Here is a 17,727-nt window from a genome sequence, read left to right as displayed (position 1 = left end):
GTTTTGTGCATCCATAAAAATGATATAAATTTGCACCCTGTTTAAAGAAAAATCAGCGCGATGTCAAAAGTTTGTGAAATTACGGGGAAGAGAGCGATGTTCGGTAACAACGTATCGTTTTCTATCAATAAGACCAAAAGAAGGTTCAATGTTAATCTTTCTAAGAAACGTTTTTATATTCCCGAAGAAGACCGTTGGGTAACCTTGAAGGTTTCTGCAAAGGCGTTGAAGATTATCAACAAAAAGGGTATTTCTGCTGTATTGAAAGATGCAAAAGCAGAAGGATTGGTAAAATAAGCTTAGAATACGATGGCAAAGAAAGGAAATAGAATACAAGTAATTTTGGAGTGTACCGAGCATAAAGAATCGGGACAGCCAGGTACTTCACGGTACATTACTACCAAGAATAAAAAGAATACTCCCGAAAGAATGGAGATTAAAAAGTTCAATCCTATTTTAAAAAGGATGACAATCCATAAGGAGATTAAATAAGTTTTCGTTTTAGCGAGAACATAAAAGCATATTAGTCATGGCAAAGAAGACGGTAGCAAGTTTACAGACAAGTTCAAAAAGATTGACAAAAGCCATTAAAATGGTGAAGTCTCCAAAAAGTGGTTCTTACACTTTTGTAGAATCTGTTATGGCCCCAGAAGCGGTCAACGAATGGTTGTCTAAAAAGTAAGATACTTTTTTAAAGTATGATAAAGCCTCTTCATAAAGAAGGGGCTTTTTTTGTTGTTTACCGCACAGGTTGAAGAAGTTTCAGGGCATAGCCCGTGGGTTTGAATTCACAGTAGTGCTATTTATAGTAAAAACTTCCGCCTTACTTTATTATCTTTGAGCCTATTAATACAAAGAGCACATGAGTTTATTCAAAAATATATTTTCGTCAAAGAAAAAAGAAAGCCTTGATAAGGGCCTGGAGAAATCCAAAACTTCTTTCTTTTCAAAGCTTAGCAAAGCGGTTGCCGGTAAGTCTAAGGTAGATGATGATGTATTGGATAATCTTGAAGAGGTGCTAGTTTCTTCGGATGTAGGGGTAACAACGACCTTAAAAATTATTGAACGTATAGAAGCCCGCGTTTCCAAGGACAAATATATGGGCACGGATGAGCTTAACACCATTCTTCGTGAAGAAATTTCCGGCCTTCTCTCAGAAACCAATCTTGGCAACCAAACGGAATTTTCGATTCCAACAGATAAAAAACCGTATGTAATTATGGTGGTGGGCGTTAATGGCGTGGGTAAAACAACTACCATTGGTAAATTGGCCCATCAATTTAAAAAGCAAGGTCTAAAAGTAGTCTTGGGTGCTGCAGATACTTTCCGTGCTGCAGCCATTGACCAATTGCAGGTATGGGCAGATAGGGTAGATGTACCCATCATAAAACAGAAGATGGGCAGCGATCCGGCCTCAGTAGCTTTTGACACTTTGAGTTCCGCCGTAAAACAGGATGCCGATGTGGTTATTATTGATACCGCCGGACGTCTACACAACAAAGTGAACTTAATGAACGAGCTCACGAAAGTAAAGCGCGTAATGCAAAAAGTTGTGGATGATACCCCGCATGATGTTCTGCTCGTACTTGACGGATCTACAGGTCAAAACGCTTTTGAGCAGGCTAAGCAATTTACAAAGGCTACGGAAGTAACGTCTCTTGCGGTTACTAAACTAGATGGTACTGCAAAAGGCGGAGTGGTTATCGGAATTTCTGATCAGTTTCAAATTCCTGTTAAATATATTGGCGTTGGCGAAGGTATAGAAGATTTACAGGTGTTTAATAAACATGAATTTGTAGATTCATTTTTCAACGTATAGTATCTAGGTTTTGGGGTGGCCAAGTATAAGGTTGCACTAATTGATTACCGCATTTATTTTACCCCATAATTCGTTGTCAAAGCTAGAAAGACCCAATTGGGTTTCTCCCGCACTATCACCACAGCGTACCACCACTAAATTTCTACTGGGAACCACATATATTTTCTGGTCGTTAGCACCTAAAGCGGCGATCATATCTGTTGGAGCATTAGGTATTAGCGAACCTGAAACTACGGTTTGTGAAGTAGTGCTCATGTAGCTTTCTTTGCCATTTAGCCACCATAAATAGCCGTATGATTTATTAATGTCTTGGGAAGTGCTGGTCATTTCATCAAAGTAAGTTTTACTAATAATACGTTCTGCGTCCCAGATCCCTTCATTCTGGATCAATAACCCCCAGCGCGCCATACTTCTAGTGTCGCTAGCGTACAAAGTCAATAAAATCTGTTCGTTCCAAGAGCCGTTCATTCCAATTTTGTCCCTGATTTTGGTGTAGAAATAATCATTAAAGTCTGTTCCCGTAGCGTTGGTTACGATGTCTTTTAACATGGTAAAAGCACCTTGGTGATAGGCCCATCTTTCACCGGCATCGGCTTCATAATTAAAACAGGAGGGTTGTGTACAAATCCATTTTAAGGTCTGTCCTACATAATCTTGCAACCCTGTGCTCATACTCAAATGATTTTTAACAGTTATTAAATCTTGTTTTTCGGTAGTTAAGGAAGACCAATTGGTTCCTAAATAGTCGGAAGATGTATCATTTATAGATAAATAACCTTCGTCTTGAGCAATGCCCACGGTGCTGGAAACCAGCGTTTTTCCGGCCGAGTACCAAATCCAGTTGTCATTTTGGGAATGACCGTTAAAATACTTTTCTATTACGATGCGTCCGTTTTTTAGAACAATAAACCCTTTTGAGTTCTTGGTTTCTAGGTAATCATATAAATTGGGTAGTTTGTCTTCGTTCCAATTTAGTTGTTGTGGGCTAACCGTTTCCCATGATGTACTTCCAGCCTCAGGAAAATACATGCCACTTGGTTCGGTTTCTATTTCCGGCTCAACTTGGGGAGTATCTTTTGAACAGCTACTGAGGAAGGCTAAGATTAAACCTATGATAATACAATTCTTATATTTCATGACTTTGGTTTCATGTTGGACATCAGATGTATATGAAAGTTTAACGTAATTCGGTAAGAAATCGTACCAAAACGGAGCTGTTCGTTCAGCTTGTTGTATTTTTGCGCTGAATTTCTAGTTATGAGAACAAAATCGCAGAAGCAGAATAAAATCAATGTAGTTACTTTGGGGTGCTCTAAAAACGTTTACGACTCCGAAGTACTCATGGGGCAATTGCGTGCCAACGACAAAAAAGTGGTACATGAAGAGGAAGGTAATGTTGTGGTAATCAATACCTGCGGATTTATCGCGAACGCAAAAGAAGAAAGTGTCAATACTATCTTGGAATATGTTCAAAAAAAGGAAGCTGGACAAGTAGATAAGGTGTTTGTGACCGGTTGTCTTAGTGAGCGCTATAAACCGGATTTGCAAAAGGAAATTCCAAACGTAGACGAGTATTTTGGAACTAGTGAATTGCCAAACTTGTTAAAGGCACTTGGGGCGGATTATAAGCACGAGCTTATAGGTGAAAGGCTGACTACTACGCCTAAGAATTATGCGTATTTAAAGATTGCTGAGGGTTGTGATAGACCTTGTTCATTCTGCGCTATTCCAATAATGAGGGGTAAACACCGCAGTACACCAATAGAAGATTTGGTGACCGAGGCCCAAAAATTGGCTGCAAAGGGGGTTAAAGAGTTGATTCTTATTGCGCAAGATTTGACTTACTACGGACTTGATCTTTATAAAAAGAGAAATTTAGCAGAGCTATTACAGGCTTTGGTTAAAGTTGATGGTATTGAATGGATCAGGTTGCATTACGCTTTCCCAACAGGATTTCCTTTGGACGTGCTTGATGTAATGAAGGAAGAACCTAAAATCTGTAATTACCTAGATATTCCGCTTCAACATATTTCCGATTCCATTTTAAAAAGTATGCGGCGTGGTACTACACAGGCCAAAACAACAAAATTGTTGAAGGAATTTAGGGCCGCCGTTCCAGAAATGACCATTCGTACTACCTTGATAGTTGGTTATCCTGGTGAAACCGAGGAAGATTTTCAAACCTTAAAAGACTGGGTTACCGAAATGCGTTTTGAGCGTTTGGGTTGCTTTACCTATAGTCATGAAGAAAATACGCATGCATATACTTTAGAAGATGATGTGCCGGAAGACGTAAAGCAGGAAAGAGCCAATGAGATTATGGAAATACAATCTCAAATTTCATGGGAGTTGAACCAAGAGAAAATAGGGGAGACTTTCCGTTGTATCATAGACCGTAAAGAAGGGCAGTATTTTGTAGGCCGTACGGAGTTTGATTCGCCCGATGTTGATAATGAAGTGTTGATAGATGCCGCTCAATTCTATTTAAAACAAGGAGAATTTGTAGATATAAAGATTACCGAAGCGGCTGATTTTGATTTATACGGTGAGCCTGCGTAATGGCGTAAACTCTTTATTAAAAATTAGAACCTGTTCAGCAATGGACAGGTTTTTTTGTGGCAAATAGTTGTGTATTAGGGTTATTTTAAACGTAATAATTACACTTCAAAATTATTCATTACTTTAGGGGAAACTAATTTTAGCGGTGCGTACTGCTAATTGAACGTATTTAATCAACCTTAAGAATTGTAGTGGAGTATGGACGACTTACGAATTGAAAAAATAGAACTTTTTAAAGTGCCACCACGTTGGCTTTTTCTGAAAATAACAACAAAAAGTGGAATTATAGGTTGGGGTGAGCCTGTTGTAGAAGGTAAAGCGGCTACTGTGGAAGCTTGCGTACAAGAACTATCTCAATATATAATTGGACGTTCGGCCAATGATATAGAAGATATTTGGCAGACTCTGTATGGCGGCGGCTTTTATCGTGGTGGACCTATCCTTATGAGTGCTATTTCAGGTATAGATCAAGCCCTTTGGGATATTAAAGGCAAACATCTTGGAGTACCGGTCTATGACCTTTTGGGTGGTGCAGTACGTAAGAAAATGAAAATGTACTGTTGGATTGGAGGGGACCATCCGGAAGTTGTTCTTGAGCAGGCTCGTGAAAAAGTGGAGCAAGGCTATAAAGCCGTAAAAATGAATGCTACTGGAGCTTTTGCCTGGATTGACTCCTTACAAAAGATAAAAACCGTGGCCGACAATATTAGGTTGCTTCGCGAAGAGTTTGGAGATACGTTGGATATAGGACTTGATTTTCACGGAAGAATCCATAAAGGCATGGTCAAGCGTTTAATTGATGAACTGGCACCATACAACCCTATGTTTATTGAGGAACCCGTACTGAGCGAGAACAAGGAGGCTTTTGATCATATTTATCCATATACCAGTATTCCTATTGCAACCGGAGAGCGTATGTTCTCTCGTTGGGATTTTAAAGAACTCTTACATAGTGGCACCGTAGATATTATTCAGCCAGATTTAAGTCACGCAGGGGGTATTTCCGAAGTACGTAGAATTGCTGCAATGGCAGAGGCTTATGATGTAGCATTGGCACCACACTGTCCATTGGGACCTGTAGCCCTTGCTTCATGTCTTCATGTAGATTTTAACTCCATAAATGCCGTTATTCAAGAAAGTAGTTTGGGCATACATTACAACAAAGGTTTTGATTTGTTAGATTATATGGATAATCCTGAAATTTTTGATGTGAAGGATGGTTATATAGAGCTTCTAAAAAAACCGGGTCTTGGAGTAGAAATTAATGAAGAAAAATTAAGGGAGGGCCAAAAAATTGGTCATAATTGGGCAAATCCCGTCTGGAGAAATGAGGACGGAAGTTTTGCGGAGTGGTAAAAAAATCTGTCTAAATAGCAGTTTTTGAACGATTTACTTCTTAATTTAAAAGAAAATTAACCAACCCGCTATGCTTTATGTTATTGCTTTAGTCTGCGCCCTTACATTTATTATTCTGGGTATTGTTCGCTGGAAAATCCATCCGTTTTTTGTGTTGCTGTTGGCGGCCATAGGCTATGGTTTTATAACCGGAATGAGTGTTACGGCAATAATTGATTCTGTTAATAATGGCTTTGGAAGTATAATGGGTAAAATTGGTCTCATCATTTTCTTTGGTGTGGCCATCGGTACCGTTCTTGAAAAATCGGGAGGAGCAATGGTTATTGCAACCCGTATGATTCAACTTATTGGAGAGAAATCCATTCACTTGGCCATGATGTTAACGGGGTATCTTCTTTCCATACCCGTTTTTGCAGATAGTGCTTTTATTATTATGAATTCGCTTAATAAGGCACTTTCGGAAAAAGCAAAGGTTGCCTACGCTGGTACAACGGCAGCTTTAGCGTTGGGACTTACGGCCACACATGTAATGGTACCGCCAACACCTGGGCCTATTGCCGCAGCGGGAATTTTAAATGCGGAATTGGGTAGTGTAATTCTGTGGGGATTGGTAGTAAGTTCACTGTCATTGGTCAGTTGTTATTTTTTTGCCGCTAAGATTGCTTCTAAGGTAAATGTCCCTATTCGTATGGAAGTTGCGCCAGATGTGGTGCACAGGCCAAAATTGTCACTTTCATTATTATGCATCATAGTACCTATTATTCTAATTGTATTAAAATCGGTTTTTGATTATCCGGAACTAGATATGACAGGCTCTGCTGTGTACCCCATCATAGCTTTTTTGGGAACACCGGTTATAGCGCTTTTAATAGGTGTTATTTTGTCCTTGCTGCTTCCGGAGAAATTAGACCAACATGTATACTCCGCAACCGGTTGGCTCGGAGATTCGTTGCGTATTGCCGCTCCTATTATCCTAATTACCGGTGCAGGTGGTATTTTTGGGGCAATGCTTCAAAATTCAGGTTTTGCAGAGTTGATTACGGAAAGCTTTTCGGGTATGTCCATCGGTTTGTTTTTCCCTTTTCTGTTAGCGGCCTGTTTAAAGACCACACAAGGTTCTTCTACGGTGGCTTTGATTACTACCGCTTCTATTGTGGCACCAATGATGCCTGCCCTTGGTCTAGATGAAACTTTTATGAAGACTATGACCGTTTTAGCTATTGGAGCAGGCTCTACAGTGGTCTCACATGCCAATGATAGTTTCTTTTGGGTATTTACACAATTAACGGGAATGGATGTCAAACAAGGAAACCAGATACAGACCGTAGGCACCTTAATATTAGGTACATCTGCAATGACTTTGATTTTCTGTATTTCTAAAATTATGGGGTGATGTTAAATCGATATTTTACCTTAAACAAATAATTATGAGAAGATTTTTTTTGTTTGCTTTGGTGTTAGGACTTCATGTTACCATCCGATCACAAGAAAAAAAGGATACCTTTTCGGTAGAAATACTTGATGACAGAGCGTTACAACTCATTGATAGTGATGCTGAAATAAAAGTACTGGGAAGCGGGTTTACCTGGACAGAAGGGCCTTTATAGATTGCAGATGGTGATTATCTATTGTTTTCGGATATACCTAACAATACGGTTTTTAAGATTGATGCTTTAGGAAAGCAAAGTGTTTATCTAAAACCTTCTGGATATTTAGGGGAAAGCGATTATGGGGCCGAACCTGGTTCCAACGGATTACTTTTAAGTCCCCAAGGGGAATTGGTGTTAATGCAACACGGAGAACGACGTGTGGCTAAAATGAAAAGTGCATTGAACGCTCCAAAGGCCGAGTATGAGGCGTTGGCGGATTCTTTTGAAGGTAAACGTTTCAATAGCCCTAATGACGGGGTATATGATGCAGAGGGAAATCTCTATTTTACAGACCCTCCTTACGGATTGCCCGAACAAATGGATGATTCACAAAAAGAACTGGACTACCAAGGAGTGTATTGTTTAAAGACATCTGGTGAGGTTGTTTTGGTTGATAAATTATCTCGCCCCAATGGTGTTGCGGTGAGTAACGATGGCTCTAAACTTTATGTTGCGGTTTCCAATCCTGAGCATGCGGTATGGTACCAGTATGATGTTTTTGCACCCGGTAAGGTAGATAATAAAAAGCTGTTTTATAATGTAACTGAACTGGTGGGTCAAAAAGAACAACAAGGTTTACCCGATGGTATGAAAATGCATAGCAAGGGGTATTTGTTCGCTACGGGACCCGGGGGTGTTTGGATTTTTGATGATATGGGAAAACCTATCGCCAGAATCCTTACAGGTGAAAAGACGGCCAACTGTGTTTTTGGGAAGGATGAAAAAATACTGTATTTAACCGCTGATGATTATATATTGAGTGTTTCGCTTAAATAGAATCTGTGGCTAAAAAAACAAAATCCCCACGGTACACTGTGGGGATTTTTGGTTTATGACCTTGCTGTAAATTAAACTATGGTATTTACCTTTTGGGCCCATTTTTCTGCGGTTTGCAATTCTCCGTTAAGTTGTAGGTTGTTCTGAGTGTTGAACAACTCAAAAACCACATCACGACTTGCAGATGGGCTAGTGGTGAAAACAAGTTCTATACGTTCAATAATTTGTTCTACCTTTCCATTTTTCCGTACAGATTTCCCTATTTTGGAGACATTGCAATTTTTTACATCCTTCAGGTCAACAGATAGTTTCTCTAGAGTATCCTTCTCTTTCTTATAGAAGAAAACCACATTTTTAGTGGTGTCCATTCCTATTATAAAATCACCAATATATTCATGCTCGTGTATTTTGCAGTTGTCAAGATTTGCAAAATCGTTCAAAGCGCGAAGCATTTCTTTTTCTTTTTTCTTTACACTTCTGGTAACCAAAACAAAAGGGGCTACACAAATTACTACTGATATGGTCCCAATAAGGGTTGTACCTAAATCTAAATTCATTTTTAAGTTTTTTAAATTGATAAATGGAGCTATGCGCGATGCAAGCCCAATGAAAAAGTGTCAAATTCAGGATTTGACTACGAGTGACTTAAAAATGATTTACCAGAAGTAATGAAAAGGAAATATAATATCCGTTTTACCTAAAGAAACCAGCAGGTTTTGCGAGAAACGGGTGTATTGCGCCAGCTTGCTTTCAAAGCTGCTTTCGCTTATTTTTTGCGTTCCCCATAAGTGGTTTGAACCTTCAAGTTGATTGGGAATGCTGTTAGATGGGGCATCAACTAGGGTTTCGGATTCCGAGGTATGGCAATAAAGCTTGGCACTTACCGCAGCAACCGATTCTTTTTGGGAGTGATTGGAGCTTTCGGTCGTAAGGGTTTGGTCAGTATTTAATCTCATGCCAATGGCACAGCAATAAATTGCTGTTAGCATGAACAGACCAAATAATTGTTTAACCGATTTCATGAGAACAAAGGTAGAATTATATTTACCTGAAAATGCTAAAAAAATGTTATTGATTTAAACATTCCTGAACCTCGTTCAGCCCTTCCATATTATCGGAAAGCACTACTAATGTATCACCGTCTTCAATAACTGTAGAGCCTTTTGGGGTAATATAAACGTCTTCTCTTTTGATCATGGCAATAATGGCGTTCTTGGGGAAACTCAAATCCACTATTTTCTTATCTACCGCAAAACATTGGGGCGTAATTACAATTTCTTTCATGACCGCCTTGGGAACTTCTGCAAGGAACTTCTCTTTTTCATAAATACGTTTTGCTTTTTCGGGCAAACCTACATGAAGCCATTTGGCAACCAGTGCCAACGTGGTGCCTTGTATAAGCACCGAGGTAACCGAAATAAAGAAAACGATGTTAAAGATAATATGTGCCTTGTCTATACCGGCCAATAGGGGGTAAGTGGCAAATACAATGGGTACGGCACCACGTAGGCCCACCCATGAAATATAGAAACGCCTGCGGAGTTTCATTTTTATAAACATAAGGCTGATAAATACGCCTACAGGCCGTGCTACAAAAATCAGGAACAATGAAATGGTAAGGCCAATTCCTATATACGGCACAACGTGACTGGGGAAAACCAGTAGTCCTAAAGTCAGGAAGAGTACAATTTGCATTAGCCAAGCCAGACCATCAAACATACGGAAGATGGTTTTTTTATGGATAAGGTCTTGGTTCCCTAAATAAACGGCACAAATGTAAATGGCCAAAAATCCGTTTCCACCAATAAAATCAGTAGCAGAAAAGGTGATGAACATCAAAGCAATAACCAATACGGGGTAAAGCCCTTCAAAATCTAACTTAATTTTGTTGATAACCAGTTTACTCACCTTTCCAAACCCAAACCCAGCTGCTCCACCAAGTATCATTTGTTGTAGAAAAAGAGGAATAATGGATAGTAAACCTTGGTCTTGATTAATTACCAAAGAAAGAAAGGCAATGGTAAGCACATAGGCCATGGGGTCGTTACTACCACTTTCTAGCTCTAATGTGGGTCTAAGGTTGGTTTTTAAGGCTAGGCTTTTACCTCTTAAAATAGAAAAGACCGCTGCAGCATCTGTTGAAGATACAATAGAGCCCAATAACAGGCTTTCGTAAATTGTAAAGTCGGTAACAAAATGCACGAAGGTTCCCAATGAAACGGCGGTAAGCAATACACCAATGGTAGAAAGTAGAATACCCTCTTTAAGAATGGGTTTTACCGCGGGCCAACTCGTGTCCAATCCACCGGAGAATAGAATAAAGTTTAGAGATACGACACCAATAAATTGAGCTATTTTGGGGTCGTCAAAAACAATTCCTCCAATTCCTTCCGATCCGGCCAACATACCAATACCCAAGAAAAGTAATAAGGTAGGAACACCAAATTTATAAGATGTTTTACCAACAACAATACTAATAAACAGTAATAGAGAGCCAATTAAAACAATATTTTCAATAGTAAGATTCATTCCCTTTGTATGCTTAAAAAGTATCTGTGCAAGATATTGTTTCTAAAGAAGGAAATCAATCAAAAACAAGGGCGAGTTGCCGTAAAGACCAATAAAAAATACAATAGGCGTAGTTGCAGTGTTATATTTAGCGCAACCATTTTTAAGAAAAATTATCTAAGTAAGAGAAAAGAACGTTACAGCATGAAGAAAATACTAATTCTAATTATAATGGGGGTAGCTTTTTTAAGTTGTTCCGATAACGATGAAAGTTTAAGCAATTGTGATTTTGAAACTATAGTAAGTAATGAACAATACAAAAACTCACCGTCTGACCATATAAACATAAATAGTATGGAAATTAATGAAAACTGCTTGAAAATTAGTTTTAGTTCTAGTGGTTGTAGCGGAGACACTTGGGAATTGAAGCTTATAGATTCAGAAGATGTTCTAGAATCAAACCCGCCTCAAAGAAATTTGAGATTGTTATTGAAGAATGAGGAAATGTGTGAAGCATACATCACTAAAGAGCTAACATTTGATATTTCTAACCTGCAAGTAAACGGAGGCCAGGTCCAACTGAATTTAAAAAGCTTTGAGAAAAACATTTTATACAAGTATTAAAAACCAAGATATAACGGTGTTTGAAGGGTGTTGCTTGTTTCGTCCACCTTTTAAAACCCTAAAATATTTTAGTTTATTGCTTACAGTTTGGGTTAAGCGTTAACCAGATTAACCAGTACCTAAGATAGTTAGAATGCCAGTACCATTATAGCTATGCGAAGAGCAAAGTTTATAATACTACTGGCAAAATCTAATTTTACACTATTACTTTTTCTGACTTTTTATAATACTTCTTCCGCAACCAGAAGGAAACCCTAACCAGTAAAATAAGAGCGGGTACTTCTACCAGGGGACCAATTACCCCGGCAAATGCCTGTCCGGAATTTAATCCAAAGACAGCAATGGCTACAGCTATGGCCAACTCAAAATTGTTGCCGGCAGCCGTAAAGGCTACAGAGGTAGTTTTATCATACGTGGCACCAGTTGCTCTAGTAACGAAAAAACCAATGATGAACATTAGTAAAAAGTAGATGAGTAGAGGAACGGCTATAATGAGCACATCCATAGGTATTTCAACTATTAATTCACCTTTTAAAGAAAACATCACCACAATCGTAAAAAGAAGGGCTATAAGTGTCATAGGCGAAATGGTAGGGATAAACTTCGTTGAATACCATTCCTCTCCCTTTAACCAAACCAGAATAAAGCGGCTCAATATTCCCAATACAAAGGGAACACCTAAGTATATAACAACACTTTCGGCAATTGTAGCAATTGAAATATCAACAATAGCACCTTCAAAACCAAAATAGGGAGGTAGTACGGTGATAAAAATGTATGCATAAAAACTATATGCAAACACTTGAAATATACTATTGAGAGCTACCAGTCCGGCACCGTATTCACTACTTCCTTCAGCCAAATCGTTCCAGACCAAAACCATGGCTATACAGCGCGCCAGACCTATTAAAATTAGCCCCACCATATACTCAGGATAGTCCTGAAGAAAGATTATGGCCAATAGAAACATCAATACGGGACCTAAAACCCAATTTAATAATAAGGAAATCGATAGAATTTTTACATTCTTAAAAACCTTGGGTAGCAGTGCATAATTTACCTTGGCCAATGGCGGGTACATCATAAGAATAAGTCCTATAGCAATGGGTATATTGGTTGTACCACTACTAGCGGAATTTATAAGCTCAGGGAGTTGTGGAAATAAATTTCCAACGCCCACTCCTATAAGCATGGCCGCAAAAATCCATAGGGTCAGGTAACTGTCTAAAAAGCTTAATTTCTTAGCCATTGCTATGCGTTTATTTTTGAAAAGACAAAGTAGAGCTCAGTAGCTATCTGTATACTTCTTTCATGATACTTCTCTGCCTGTTGAGGAGTATTGTCAAAAGCTTTAGGGTCTTCAAACGTAATGGGAATACGCTTCTCCGCTCCAGCAATAAAAGGACAACCACCATCTGCCTGGCTACAAGTCATAATTGCAGCAAAATTGGATTGCGGATTAAAATCGTCGTCCAATGTTTTTGAAAAACAGATTACCGGATGTTCGTTCTCTGCATACTTAATGCTGTAAACAGGGTTTTTGTCCTCTGAACGCTTTACCACATCAAAACCCGTATTTTTTAGGGTCTCGGCAGCCATTGGAAAAAGTGCTGTTGCTTCAGTTCCTCCAGAATAGCAAAAGACGTTTTTAATATTGAAATGATACGCCATGGCCTGGGCCCAAACTTGTGAAAGGTGACTTCTTCGTGAGTTGTGAGTACAAATAAAATTTAATCGTATTTCTTCGTTCGCGTCTACCTTACTTTGTATAAAGTCTGTTAAGGGTTGCAATACTTCTCTACGCTCGCTAGATATAGAGTTCACTTCCAAAGAAGCAATGGTCTTTTCAATCTGTTCAAAAGTTTTCATTATGTTCTATTTAGTTGGATATTATAGAATAGTTAACAACAGCCGCTTTTTGGGTCGCAAGAACTACCCTGGCCTAGATTTGAGAATTGTAGTTTAGGTTTTTCGGCAGGAATACCACAATTATCCTTTGCAAGACAATCTGTTTGTTTGGTGGTCAATAAAAAGTTTGTGCCGTCAAAGTCCAATCCAAACTTACCTATAGTTTCCGCTTGGTATTCCACTTCTATTTCCAAGTCTTCAATTCCCAAAGTTTTTTCGGAAAGCTCTATGATGTGAACTAACTTTTCAGGATGTAGCCTGTGGTCGTAGTCATTGGCGTTCCAAAGTTGAAAGTTCACCACCTCTTCTTTACGAACCGTTCCTCCACAGTCTATAAAATGTTTGGTAATCTTACCTACTTCTGTAACATGAAAGTGGTTTGGTACCAATTCCCCGTTAGGTAATTGAAAAGCAATTTTGTCTAGTTTAGAAAGCTCCGTTTTAATTTCTGATAGTTTCATATTGAATTTTTATTAATTGTATTTTTACGATAAAAGGATATAAATTTTTTTAACAGCAATCGCTTTTAGGCAAGTCTTGGTCTAAAAATTTGAACATCACTTCTTTCATTTTTGTCCAATTTTCTTTGTGAATGCAATAACAAACACTTGTACCTTCAACCGTACCCTGTATAAGGCCTAAATTCTTTAGTTCCTTTAAATGTTGTGAAATGGTAGGTTGTGCCAAACCGATTTCATTTACTAAATCGCCACAAACACAGGTGTCAATTTTAAACAAATGCTGTAAAATTGATACTCTGGCCGGATGTCCAAAGACCTTGGCATAAAGTGCAATTTCATTTTGTAGATCGGTGAATATTTCTGTTTTAGCTAATCCCATGTATTTATTTCATAAGTACATTGCAATATTACGATTAATATATTTTCTGCTACGAAGAAAAATGAATTTTAACAGAATTTTGAATAAAAGGTTTTACAGATTATAGTTTTAGAAGACAGTTCAATCGTAACGAGTTTCCTTTGTCGTCATCCGTGACCAGTGCAATTCTGATTTTTCCATCGGGAGTTTTTTCGGCCACGGTAACCGATTCAACTTTAATCGGAGTATCTGAAGATGGAATGGAGGCAACGCTGTATTTGTCCGAAAAGGTATTGTTCTTTATAGGAATGGCGCCTATAAAACTTCCGGCTATTTCACCATCATTATATGCAGTACCTGTTTTTTCTACAGAAGCCGTGAATATGACCAGGTTTTCGTCCTCTAAAATAGTAGCTCCGGAAAAACCGGATTGGAACCCGTCTATTATAGGTAATTCGTAAAGAAGTGTCTCTGGTTCAGGAAATACAGGGCTTATCCCTTCAATATATCCGATTAAATCTGCATATTTAAAACTGAATACAACGTTTTTTCCTCGGTTAAAAAGGTAAATTATGTCATGATAGATCGCTACACCTTCAATGTTCAAGTGTGCGCCACCAAGGGTTTTGTTACTTCTTAAATGATTGTATAATTCTGTAATTTGATAGGTTTTAAAAGAGGTGCTATCTTCTAGTGAGATATGAAGGAAAATGTCTCGCTCCGGAGATTTGGCACCTGACCCAAAAGCCAAGATTTCATTTCCGTTTATAGTTTCCAAAGCCTCAAAGTCGGGCTTTTTTACTTTATCCAGCCTATTACCATTTAAAAATTCCGTGGAATAAATAGTGGTTTGGTCTAGAACGGTTCCCTTATCATCAACCTTGAACAAATATGGGGAATCATCTCCTACCACATAAAAATTTTCGCCAGCTTTGGTGATGCCAGAAGCGCTGGGAACGTTGTGTATCAATTTGGTGTCTACTACCTCAATTTCTAATGCTTGCCTATTGCACGTAGCGGCAAGGGTTATCAGTAATGAAAAGAAGGCGATTTTCATATGAAACGGTAATTTGGATTTTGTGTTGACTGCTTATAGGGAGGAATTGTCCAATCAACCTTTAATTATTTTTTTGGAGTGCGAATTTAAAAGTATTATTGAAATATTTTGAGCCTTGGCATAGGTTTAACACCTTGTTTTTCAAAAATTAAACGGTAACGTTTGTTATGGAGTAAAGTAAAAGTTCTAAGGAGTCATTTGGTAGGATAACTGTACTGGTTTTAGATAGTCCAAGCTTGTTTAATAGCCTCTGAGAAGGAAGGTTGTCCTTTCCCGTTATAGCGATTATCTCGTTTAAATGAAATTCTTTAAATGCTAGGTCCAATAATTTTGACGATGCTTCAAAAGCATAACCTTGGTTGGCATATTCGGGCAGAAAAGCAAACCCTATATCTATACCCTTTAAACCATCTCGATCATGCAATCCGCATGAGCCCAGTTTTGCACCATCTTCTTTGCGAACTACAGTATAGTTGCCAAAGCCTAATCTATTGAACTGTGGTTTTATTTTAGTTTGAATATAGTTTTTGGCGGCATCTGTGGAATGTATGTTTCTATCCCCTATATATTTAATCCAATCCGGAGTATTGAATAGTCTAAGTATGAATGCGGCGTCTTCCTCAGAAGTTGGTTTTATCTCAAGTCTATTGGTGTAAAAACTTTTCATGTATGTTTTTGTAAGAGTAAAATTTCAACTTCTACAGAGGTTTCTATTTTTGAAAGTCTATTTTCTTAAAGTTTAGATAGTTTCGTTAAAACAAAGGCCATTCTATGTCTAATATCAACTTTAATGCGGTTTTTTACGTATAATAAATAAGATTAGTCCTTTTTAGATCTGGTCTTGACCAAAACCAAATCAGTTTTAATACAAAACAATGTCTAAAAATAGTAAAATAGAGAATAGGGGAGGTGTAATAATTATAATACTCGTGGCCTTATTAGCTGTTATGAAAGTAGTTAACAGTAAGTTGGAGGAGAAGATAGCCAGGGCCAATTATAAGCACGTGAGTTATTCCAGTTGGTACAATGCCAAAAGTATCAAACAGATACTAAAAGAGAACCAACGCGATTATTTGGAGTCATTGCGGGGTACGGGACTTGTTGCAGATGATAAACTGGAACAGTTAGATTTTAGAATAGAACTTACAGATGACCTTATCCGAAAATACGAAGAAGAAAAGACCGAGATTCTTTTAGGCTCGGATAATATACCTAGAGAGGCTTGGTCTCAAGATTTGGATGGTGAAATGGGTAAAATTGTAGGTCTGCGGGCATGGGAGGAAATAGGCCTTACAAACCGCGGTTTAGTGGCCCAGATAGACATAGGAATTTTGTTTCTTCAAATAAGTATCTTATTTGGGGTGTTAGGACTGATTATTAATGAAAACCGTAGATTGCAAGAGGTTTTTACCGGTTTTATGATTGGTGTAGGTTTTATAGGTCTGGGGGTTTGTTTTTACGGATACTACTCCATACTTTAATAATCGGTCTTTTGTAGCGGACTTTTTAAATTCCCTAAAAAACTTACCACCATTTTTCTTCAGTACAATTATCAAGGGCGTATAACGCGCCTAACTTTGGAAAAGTTACCTCAAGTTTTTGTTCCTTGGCGGCCTGTTTAAATCTATCTGCGGGTTCTTTCCAATCATGTTGGGCCAAGGCAAATCCGGCCCAGTGTACCGGCATTACTTTTTTAACTTTGGCATCTAGCGCCGCTTGTATGCTTTCTTCCGGGAACATATGTATCTGATGCCATTTTTGGTTGTACTGACCATTTTCCATAAAACCAAAATCAAACGGACCAAGTTTCTCACCTATCTCTTTAAAATGGGAACCATAGCCACTATCTCCGCTAAACCAGATGTTTTGATTCTTAGATGTAAACGTCCATCCTCCCCAGAGCGATCTGGACCTATCCGTTAATCCCCTGCCCGAAAAATGTCTGCTTGGAGTAAATGTTACTTTTATATCATGGAATGTAGTATTGTCCCACCAATCGAATTCCGTTATCAACTTCGGGTCAATGCCCCAAGTGACCAGATGCCGTTTTACTCCCAAGGCTACATAGTACTTTTTGGTTTTGTTTTTTAGTTTTAAGATACTGTCATAGTCTAAATGGTCATAATGGTCATGGCTCAGTACCATCAAGTCTATTTCTGGAAAATCATCGATCAAGCCCAGTGTGTTTTCAGAAAAGCGTTTGGTTTTGAACGGTGCTATGGGAGACGCATTGGGCCCTAACATGGGGTCTATTAGAATGGTCTTGGCATTCATTCTCATTAATACTACGGAGTGTCCGTACCATATGTATTTAAAAGGGGTATCATCCAACAGGAAAGATTCTTTATGGAACGAAGCAACAGGCACTGGAGCGGCAGGTTCTCTTTTCTCCGTATCCGTAAATTGTTTGTACAAAAGTTTTGGAATATCCCAAAAGTTAATGGACATACTGGTTTCTTCAAGATTAAGAAACTTGCCGTCTTTCCAATTTTCCGATTGGCCGTAACGTTCGGTTAAGTCATTTGTTAATTTACCTCCGAACTGCTTTTTAAAATTTTTCATTTGACTGCTCTCCCTTAGATAAACAAATATAGGAGTTTGTCAAAGGTGCGCGGCGTTTTGTAATTGAAAAAGGAAGTGTAAAGTCGTTA

General features: G+C 38.4%; 22 protein-coding genes. 11 read left to right on the top strand and 11 right to left on the bottom strand.

All coding sequences use genetic code 11. The features are described 5' to 3' along the window. Positions 1–60 precede the first annotated feature (60 nt). From rpmB to ftsY, 4 genes are all read left to right on the top strand, one after another. On the top strand, positions 61–297 hold the full coding sequence (gene rpmB, locus KO513_RS04425; protein WP_155597461.1) for a 50S ribosomal protein L28: 237 nt from the start codon (positions 61–63) through the stop codon (positions 295–297). Positions 298–309: 12 nt separating this feature from the next. Further along, positions 310–492, top strand: a complete 183-nt coding sequence (gene rpmG, locus KO513_RS04420; protein WP_038234759.1) for a 50S ribosomal protein L33 — start codon at positions 310–312, stop codon at positions 490–492. 37 nt (positions 493–529) lie between these two features. Then, positions 530–682, top strand: coding sequence for a DUF4295 domain-containing protein (locus KO513_RS04415; protein WP_215441009.1), 153 nt, complete (start codon positions 530–532; stop codon positions 680–682). Positions 683–862: 180 nt separating this feature from the next. After that, positions 863–1,819 (top strand): signal recognition particle-docking protein FtsY, encoded by a 957-nt coding sequence (gene ftsY / locus KO513_RS04410; protein ID WP_215441008.1) that lies wholly within the window; start codon positions 863–865, stop codon positions 1,817–1,819. Between the two features lie 36 nt (positions 1,820–1,855). On the opposite strand, the gene KO513_RS04405 is transcribed toward ftsY, so the two are convergent. Next, positions 1,856–2,956 carry a serine hydrolase domain-containing protein gene (locus KO513_RS04405; RefSeq protein ID WP_215912447.1) on the bottom strand — a complete coding sequence of 367 codons (1,101 nt, stop codon included), beginning with the start codon at positions 2,954–2,956 and terminating at the stop codon, positions 1,856–1,858. 120 nt (positions 2,957–3,076) lie between these two features. Between KO513_RS04405 and rimO the strand changes: the two genes are divergently transcribed. From rimO to KO513_RS04385, 5 genes are all read left to right on the top strand, one after another. Then, positions 3,077–4,378, top strand: coding sequence for a 30S ribosomal protein S12 methylthiotransferase RimO (gene rimO / locus KO513_RS04400; protein ID WP_215912446.1), 1,302 nt, complete (start codon positions 3,077–3,079; stop codon positions 4,376–4,378). A gap of 198 nt (positions 4,379–4,576) precedes the next feature. Beyond that, positions 4,577–5,734, top strand: a complete 1,158-nt coding sequence (gene dgoD, locus KO513_RS04395; RefSeq protein WP_215912445.1) for a galactonate dehydratase — start codon at positions 4,577–4,579, stop codon at positions 5,732–5,734. A 70-nt stretch (positions 5,735–5,804) separates the two neighbouring features. Continuing rightward, on the top strand, positions 5,805–7,127 hold the full coding sequence (locus tag KO513_RS04390) for a GntP family permease (RefSeq protein ID WP_215912444.1): 1,323 nt from the start codon (positions 5,805–5,807) through the stop codon (positions 7,125–7,127). Between the two features lie 34 nt (positions 7,128–7,161). Then, complete coding sequence (locus KO513_RS19635) at positions 7,162–7,341, top strand: hypothetical protein (protein ID WP_252735680.1); 180 nt, start codon at positions 7,162–7,164, stop codon at positions 7,339–7,341. Further along, positions 7,342–8,160 (top strand): SMP-30/gluconolactonase/LRE family protein, encoded by an 819-nt coding sequence (locus KO513_RS04385; RefSeq protein WP_371735359.1) that lies wholly within the window; start codon positions 7,342–7,344, stop codon positions 8,158–8,160. Between the two features lie 71 nt (positions 8,161–8,231). On the opposite strand, the gene KO513_RS04380 is transcribed toward KO513_RS04385, so the two are convergent. The 3 genes from KO513_RS04380 to KO513_RS04370 all read right to left on the bottom strand — a co-directional run bounded on the left by KO513_RS04380 (position 8,232) and on the right by KO513_RS04370 (position 10,689). Next, on the bottom strand, positions 8,232–8,717 hold the full coding sequence (locus tag KO513_RS04380; protein ID WP_215440999.1) for a hypothetical protein: 486 nt from the start codon (positions 8,715–8,717) through the stop codon (positions 8,232–8,234). Between the two features lie 99 nt (positions 8,718–8,816). After that, positions 8,817–9,182, bottom strand: coding sequence for a hypothetical protein (locus KO513_RS04375; protein WP_215912443.1), 366 nt, complete (start codon positions 9,180–9,182; stop codon positions 8,817–8,819). Positions 9,183–9,228: 46 nt separating this feature from the next. After that, on the bottom strand, positions 9,229–10,689 hold the full coding sequence (locus KO513_RS04370) for a potassium/proton antiporter (protein WP_215440997.1): 1,461 nt from the start codon (positions 10,687–10,689) through the stop codon (positions 9,229–9,231). A 183-nt stretch (positions 10,690–10,872) separates the two neighbouring features. On the opposite strand from KO513_RS04370, the gene KO513_RS04365 reads away from it, so the two are divergent. Further along, on the top strand, positions 10,873–11,292 hold the full coding sequence (locus tag KO513_RS04365; protein ID WP_215912442.1) for a hypothetical protein: 420 nt from the start codon (positions 10,873–10,875) through the stop codon (positions 11,290–11,292). Between the two features lie 196 nt (positions 11,293–11,488). Here the strand turns inward: KO513_RS04365 and arsB are convergent, their stop codons facing one another. The 6 genes from arsB to KO513_RS04335 all read right to left on the bottom strand — a co-directional run bounded on the left by arsB (position 11,489) and on the right by KO513_RS04335 (position 15,743). Further along, positions 11,489–12,541: an ACR3 family arsenite efflux transporter gene (gene arsB / locus KO513_RS04360; RefSeq protein ID WP_215912441.1), complete on the bottom strand. Its 1,053-nt coding sequence runs from the start codon at positions 12,539–12,541 to the stop codon at positions 11,489–11,491. Between the two features lie 2 nt (positions 12,542–12,543). Next, positions 12,544–13,161: an arsenate-mycothiol transferase ArsC gene (locus tag KO513_RS04355; RefSeq protein ID WP_215912440.1), complete on the bottom strand. Its 618-nt coding sequence runs from the start codon at positions 13,159–13,161 to the stop codon at positions 12,544–12,546. A 32-nt stretch (positions 13,162–13,193) separates the two neighbouring features. Further along, positions 13,194–13,661 carry a DUF6428 family protein gene (locus KO513_RS04350; protein WP_215912439.1) on the bottom strand — a complete coding sequence of 156 codons (468 nt, stop codon included), beginning with the start codon at positions 13,659–13,661 and terminating at the stop codon, positions 13,194–13,196. Positions 13,662–13,710: 49 nt separating this feature from the next. Continuing rightward, the gene (locus tag KO513_RS04345; RefSeq protein ID WP_215440992.1) at positions 13,711–14,040 is read right to left on the bottom strand and encodes an ArsR/SmtB family transcription factor; all 330 of its coding nucleotides are present in this window, start codon (positions 14,038–14,040) and stop codon (positions 13,711–13,713) included. A 100-nt stretch (positions 14,041–14,140) separates the two neighbouring features. Continuing rightward, positions 14,141–15,076, bottom strand: a complete 936-nt coding sequence (locus KO513_RS04340) for a DUF6929 family protein (RefSeq protein WP_215912438.1) — start codon at positions 15,074–15,076, stop codon at positions 14,141–14,143. 148 nt (positions 15,077–15,224) lie between these two features. Then, entirely contained in the window at positions 15,225–15,743 is a 519-nt protein-coding gene (locus KO513_RS04335; protein ID WP_215440989.1) for a GNAT family N-acetyltransferase, read from the bottom strand. Between the two features lie 208 nt (positions 15,744–15,951). On the opposite strand from KO513_RS04335, the gene KO513_RS04330 reads away from it, so the two are divergent. Continuing rightward, positions 15,952–16,557 (top strand): DUF4337 family protein, encoded by a 606-nt coding sequence (locus tag KO513_RS04330; RefSeq protein ID WP_215440987.1) that lies wholly within the window; start codon positions 15,952–15,954, stop codon positions 16,555–16,557. A gap of 43 nt (positions 16,558–16,600) precedes the next feature. Here the strand turns inward: KO513_RS04330 and KO513_RS04325 are convergent, their stop codons facing one another. Then, positions 16,601–17,638, bottom strand: a complete 1,038-nt coding sequence (locus tag KO513_RS04325) for an MBL fold metallo-hydrolase (RefSeq protein ID WP_215912437.1) — start codon at positions 17,636–17,638, stop codon at positions 16,601–16,603. Between the last annotated feature and the right edge of the window lie 89 nt (positions 17,639–17,727).

The organism is Zobellia sp. B3R18 (assembly GCF_018860715.1).
GTDB classification, from domain to species: domain Bacteria; phylum Bacteroidota; class Bacteroidia; order Flavobacteriales; family Flavobacteriaceae; genus Zobellia; species Zobellia russellii.
Note: the sequence above shows the minus strand (reverse complement) of the source record. Positions and strands in the feature narration are given on the sequence as shown.